Origin of the sequence: uncultured Mailhella sp., from assembly GCF_905187505.1 — a bacterium.
GTDB lineage: Bacteria > Desulfobacterota > Desulfovibrionia > Desulfovibrionales > Desulfovibrionaceae > Mailhella.
This window is the reverse complement of sequence record NZ_CAJJIC010000143.1, coordinates 1-5,585: the sequence shown is the minus strand read 5'-3', so window position 1 is coordinate 5,585 and position 5,585 is coordinate 1. Positions and strand designations below refer to the sequence as shown.

The 5,585-nt window shown below is 59.9% G+C and carries 6 protein-coding genes; 3 read left to right on the top strand and 3 right to left on the bottom strand.

The features are described 5' to 3' along the window. Positions 1-580, top strand: a 580-nt coding sequence (locus tag QZZ60_RS10275; protein WP_295641129.1) for a hypothetical protein, incomplete at its 5' end; no start/stop codon positions are given. Positions 581-626: 46 nt separating this feature from the next. Next, positions 627-1,661 (top strand): ADP-ribosylglycohydrolase family protein, encoded by a 1,035-nt coding sequence (locus QZZ60_RS10270; protein ID WP_295641127.1) that lies wholly within the window; start codon positions 627-629, stop codon positions 1,659-1,661. Between the two features lie 85 nt (positions 1,662-1,746). On the opposite strand, the gene QZZ60_RS10265 is transcribed toward QZZ60_RS10270, so the two are convergent. The 3 genes from QZZ60_RS10265 to QZZ60_RS10255 are packed head-to-tail and all read right to left on the bottom strand — an operon-like array spanning position 1,747 to position 4,671. Further along, positions 1,747-3,270 carry a hypothetical protein gene (locus QZZ60_RS10265; RefSeq protein WP_295641125.1) on the bottom strand — a complete coding sequence of 508 codons (1,524 nt, stop codon included), beginning with the start codon at positions 3,268-3,270 and terminating at the stop codon, positions 1,747-1,749. Between the two features lie 31 nt (positions 3,271-3,301). Further along, positions 3,302-4,153, bottom strand: coding sequence for a nucleoside triphosphate pyrophosphohydrolase (gene mazG, locus QZZ60_RS10260; RefSeq protein WP_295641123.1), 852 nt, complete (start codon positions 4,151-4,153; stop codon positions 3,302-3,304). A 32-nt stretch (positions 4,154-4,185) separates the two neighbouring features. After that, the gene (locus tag QZZ60_RS10255) at positions 4,186-4,671 is read right to left on the bottom strand and encodes a CvpA family protein (RefSeq protein ID WP_295641121.1); all 486 of its coding nucleotides are present in this window, start codon (positions 4,669-4,671) and stop codon (positions 4,186-4,188) included. Between the two features lie 225 nt (positions 4,672-4,896). Here QZZ60_RS10255 and QZZ60_RS10250 point away from each other — a divergent pair, with 225 nt between their 5' ends. Beyond that, entirely contained in the window at positions 4,897-5,418 is a 522-nt protein-coding gene (locus QZZ60_RS10250) for a nitroreductase (RefSeq protein WP_295641119.1), read from the top strand. The last annotated feature ends 167 nt before the right edge of the window (positions 5,419-5,585 follow it).

Here is a 5,585-nt window from a genome sequence, read left to right as displayed (position 1 = left end):
GTTCGGCGCGGCGCCGGTGTTCGCGGCGGGAGCCTTCGGACTGGAACTCGGAGCCGATCTGAGCGGGTACGAACACGGGGCGCAGCCCGTTTCCGAACGGTGGCAGCTCAAGATGTACGAGGTTACGCCGCCGTCGCCCGATTCCCGCTTTGATACCTATGCGGTGGATACCTTTCAGGGCAGGATCATACGCATCATGGCATCTTCCCCTGATGATCCCAGTGAGAACGGGGCTTCGACGCTCGGGGTGCTGGAAAGTCTGAAGGATGAGCTGGTGAAGAAGTACGGCGAGCCGTCGCTGAATCTGGAGGACATCGAGGATGCCGGAGACGACCTGCGCGGCTATCTGGCCGACGAGGGCGGTCTGGAAGTGCTTGAGTGGAACTTTGCCGGGGCCGGGAACGATGCGGACAGGCCCGGGGCAGCGTACGTTTTTCTTGCCGGCTCCGAGACGGATGCCGGCAAGCAGACTTCCTACTGTACCTTGTACCTTGAGAGCGAGGAATATCCCTCCATCAGCGATCAGGCGTCGCAGATGGAGCAGAGCGGCGAGGCGGAACAGGCGGAAGCGGCCGAATAATGGGGATGATGTGCCGCCGTTCCATGAATTTTTGAGAGGAGTTGTCATGAAACGAAGTGCCGATGAAATACGTCGTGCCTGGGGATGCCTGCTCGGCCAGATCGCCGGAGACTCTCTGGGCAGCCAGGTGGAATTCAAGGACGAGGAAAAGGTGAGGGCGCTTTACCCTGCAGGCATGGATGAGCTTGAGGGCAGTCTCCTGTACCGCACGTTGCCCGGTCAGCCCACCGACGATTCGGAAATGGCGCTGGCTCTGGCCAGAACGCTCGTCAGAGACGGAGCGTTTTGCGCCGATCATGTGTTTGCCGCCTACAAGACCTGGCTCGGCAGTCATCCTGTGGATTTTGCCCATTCGGTCTTTCGTGCGCTGCACGGCAGGCCCGATGCCCGAAGTGAAGCCAATTGCGGACTCATGCGCGAAAGTCCGCTCGGCGTGTTCGGCGTCCGCTTTGTGCCGGAAGCGGCGCTTCCGTGTGATGATGGAGGAGAGCCCGACATGAAGGCCATGGCTGAGGATGAGGGCATGAAGGCTCTTGCCCGCATGGCCATGGACGATGCGGCGCTGACCAATCCGCATCCTTTGTGCCGCGTTGCAGGTGCCGCCTATGTTTCCGCCCTTGCCTACGGCATACGGAGCGGCTCCAGAACGGGCATGTGGAAGGCTGCCATGGCAGTGGCGGAAGCGCTGCCGGTCTGGTGTGACGACATTTCTGAATCAGATGCGGAACGGGTGAGGCTCTGTCTTGAACGGGCGGAACGGGAGCGCCCTGAGGAATACCAGAATGAAATGAGCCATGTGCTCACCGCGCTGCAGAACGGTTTCTGGCAGCTCCTTCATGCCGCCGATGCCGGAGCGGGCGTGCGAGATACCGTCATGAAGGGAGGAGATGCCGCAGCCAACGGCGCGGTTGCCGGAGCGCTTCTCGGCGCGGCGCTGGACATTGATTCCTTCCCTCAGCAGTGGGCGGACGCCGTGCTTGCCTGTCGTCCTGCTCCCGATCGCGAGGATGTGCCGCAGCCCCGGCCTGAAAGCTGCTGGCCTCTTGATTTCATGCCGCTGGCGGAACGACTGCTGGGCTGAACTGACGCTTTATGAGACAAAAAAGGCGGTTTTCAAGAAACCGCCTTTTTTGTCTCCCGAGGGGAGCGTTTTCTTCCTGTTTCTTCTACGGCAGAGCGCTCCTGTCCATGACCCGGTTGAAAAGCTCCTGCAGAACGGAAACGAGACGCGCGTGAACGGCTTCGCGCGTTTCATCATCGACGCTGTCGCACAGGGAAGCCAGAGGTCCTGCAGGGTCGGATTCTGGACAAGCGGCCTGGAGAGCCGGTGCGTCTGCATGGTGCAGAAGCATGTATTCCGGTTTGTTGTTCATCATGGCCGCGAAACGTTCCGCCTGTTCGGAAGGCCTGTTCCAGCGTTCCGTTTCAGCGCCGATGAAAAGACAGGGAATGCTTACGGCGGAAAGACTTTCTTCGTTGAAAAGCATGGAAAAGCCGGGAGAGACGAAGGCCATGGCTCGGAAGCGCCCGTCGGCCACGGGACTGTTGTGAGAGAGCGGCGGCAGAAGCGGCAGCGCTACGGGGGGCGTCGGGATGCCGCGGGCCTTGGCAAGACGCAGCTGCCGCTGATGGCTGCGCGCCACGGAGTCGGAGAGACGGCGGAAAAGCTGTTCTCTGGCGGCCACGGCGGTATGCATCATGACGGTTTTTTCTTCTCTTTCCAGCGTGCGATTTTTCATGCCGGCCACAAGCTCGTCCATTTTGCCCGCGAGAAAGGGCGAGCACCATGGGCTGTCGATCGGGCGCAGAAGAGAACGTACGTCCGGCGACAACGCTTCGTCAGCCATGGCGGGTGACACAAAAAAATTCTGAAGGGTTCCCCGGTTCGAGACGTTCGGCCTGTCGTTGTCCGCATGCGGTTTCGGCGGAACGGCCTGCGGAAGAGAGATGGGCGGAACGGCATTGTCCGGCCGTATGTCGGGCAGAACGGGAGCGGCAGGCGACGTCTGGGAACTTTTGTCGGGAAGTTCCAGAGGTCCTTCCGGAATGTCCTGATCCGGAGTCCTTGCCTGACAGAATCCTGGCCAGGCATCCGGCGTCATTTGCCCGCCGGCCAGAAGAAGGCCTGCGGATGCCGGCATGCCGAAGCCGAGAAAGGCGATGCGCGACGCGTCCGCCTGCTTTCCTATCTGCGGATGTTCGAGAACGACGTCCAGCGCGGCTCTGAGCTGGAGTGCCCGGATCGGCAGCTCCCTGTCGGAAAAAAGCAGCGTCATGTCTTCGCCGTTGTCATGATCGTGGGTGGGAGCAGCCACGATGAAGCCTCGGGCGGCCAGCGCCGCTGCGATGTCGTGATGCGCCCAGGCCGATCCCGTGACGTCGTGGGAAAGGATGACGACCGGCCACGGCCCTTCCATGACGGGGGCATTGCGCGCGGCCCGAAAACTCCAGTCTCCGGTCTTTACCGTGCCGGACTTGCGCCTTGTAGGATACCAGACCCCCATGTGGATCATGAGTCTCTGGGCGGGAAGACTGGAGGAGAGTGTCCGGTAACCGGCGTATATGGTCTGGCTGTTCTGTCTGGCTTCGGCGCACGGCGCAAGCAGAGACGCCGTCAGGGAGCACAGCATGATGCACCGGGCCAGTCGACCCATGACGGACAGAATCAGAGCAGGAGAAAACCTTTTCATGCGCACAGCCTCGCTGAAGCCGTGTCTTGCATTATGCTTCAGGATTTTCACGGGGAGCGGCAAAATCCACGGCTGCTCCGCGATCTTCTTCAGGTTCGGCGGCCTTCACTTCGTTCCAGAGCTCATCCTTTTCGTCCAGGCTGAGGGCTTTGAAGTCAAGTCCGCGTGCCCGGGCAAGCTCTTCCATGGCTTCAAAGCGGGTTCTGAACCGGTTGGCGGCAAAGTCCACGGCGGAACCGGCCTTGACGCCCATGCGGCGCCCCAGCTCCACGAGCGTGAAGATCATGTCGCCCAGCTCATGTTCCTTGGCTGCGTCGCTGCCCGAGGCTCTGGCATCGAGCAGTTCCAGCCACTCGGCTTCCACCTGACGCTCCACCTCTTCGTCGTCGTCCCAGGTGAAACCCGCGCCGGCGGCCTTGGCGTGCAGACGATAGGCCTTGGTGAGAGGCGGCAGGCCGGAGGGAACGGAAGAAAGCACGCCCTTCGATTCGGAACCTTCGGCTTCCTTTTCCGCCTTTTTGATGGCCGCCCAGTTTTTCATGAGTTCGTCCATGCTTTCGCAATGGTTTTCGCCAAACACATGGGGGTGGCGGCGAACCATCTTGTCCGCTCCCATTTTCAGCGCGTCGCCGAGAGAGAACTGGCCGGACAGCTCGAAGCGGCGTGCCATGAGCAGAAGCACGAAGAGCAGATCTCCCATCTCGTCGCAGGCATGGCCGGGCTTGCCGGAACGAATGGCGTCCACCAGCTCATGGCATTCTTCAATGAGATATTCGCACATGGAGACAGGGGTTTGTTCCTTGTCCCAGGGGCAGCCCTTTTCAGGGTCTATGAGCTGGTCGATGACGTTTTGAAAACGAAGAAGCTGTTCCTGCTCGTTCATGATGAACTCCGTTTGAAGATGAAGCGCGAAAGCTACAGTTGAGGAATGTGGAGGTCGAGAGATCCGGCAATGGCCTGGATGAACCGCATGAGCGGGGGCAGCACCTGCGAGTGTCTGACCACGTCCACGTCCGGCAGCAGGCGGATGGCAATGTAGCCGATGACGCCGGCAAAAAGCAGACCCTTGGCCAGACCGGCAAGCAGACCGAGCATTCGGTCGATGCCTCCGGCAAAGGCGGACTCAAGCATGTTGTGGAGCGCATGGGCCGCCAGACCGACCACAAGAATGCCAGCCACGAACAGCAGCGCCATGGAAAGCATGGGAGCAAAACCGGCGGAAACGCCGTATTGCGTAAGGATGGGGGCGAACTGGGCGCTGAACGTGCGGGCAAGCACGATGCCGGCGGCAACGCCGAGCAGTCCGGCAACCTCCTGAACGAGCCCCCGTATCAGCCCCTTGACGCTGAAGAAAAGCAGAATGATCAGCAGGGCGGTATCAAGCAGATTGATTTGAAACATGGAACCTCGGCAATTCCTGAAGGAAGGTGTCTGGGTATTGTAGAGGAACCGGCGGCACTGTCAAGAAAAAGCAGGGAGTTCCTTTTTCCCGAAGCTTAGGACAGGCTGCCGGGCATTTTTTGCTGACGTGTTCCTCTTCTTGCCTAAACAGGGAAAAGAGGGGAAAATGAAGAACGTTCCGAAAGAAAACGCGCTTTCGGACGGAAACATTCAAGGAGACAAAAAATGAAAGAAACTTTGCAGGATATCAAAACTCGTCGCAGCTGCCGCAAGTTCCAGTCCCGCCAGATCGCCGAGGAAGAGCTGAACGCCATTCTGGAGGCAGGAACCTGGGCTCCTACCGGTCACGGCAGTCAGTCTCCCGTCATGGTGGTGGTGCAGGACAAGGCCGTCATCGAGAAGCTCTCCAAAATGAACGCCGCCATTCTCGGCGTGAACAGTGATCCCTTCTACGGTGCTCCCACGGTGGTCATCGTACTTGCCGACAGAAGCCGGCCTACCTTCAAGGAGGACGGGGCTCTCGTCATGGGCAATCTCATGCTTGCCGCGCATGCTCTTGGGGTGGGCTCCTGCTGGATTCATCGTGCGAAGGAGACGTTTGAGTCCGAAGAAGGAAAGGCCATGCTCAAAAGCTGGGGCATTGAGGGCGACTACGTCGGCGTGGGACATTGCGCCCTCGGCTATGCTGCGGAAGGCGGCGAAGCGCCTGCCAAGCCGCGCAAGGAGCATTATATTGTCCGCGTGTAGCGATGTTGCAGCCTGAAAACGGTGAGGGACACCGGAACAAAAAGATGCCGGCTTGCCTTTTTTCCTGACGAACGTTAGAGGACATCCTGAAAATGCAGGTTGTTTCATGACTGTTCCGGGAGAGGCGTCCCGGTGTCCTGTTGCGGCCCGCCCTCGTCATGTGTTCC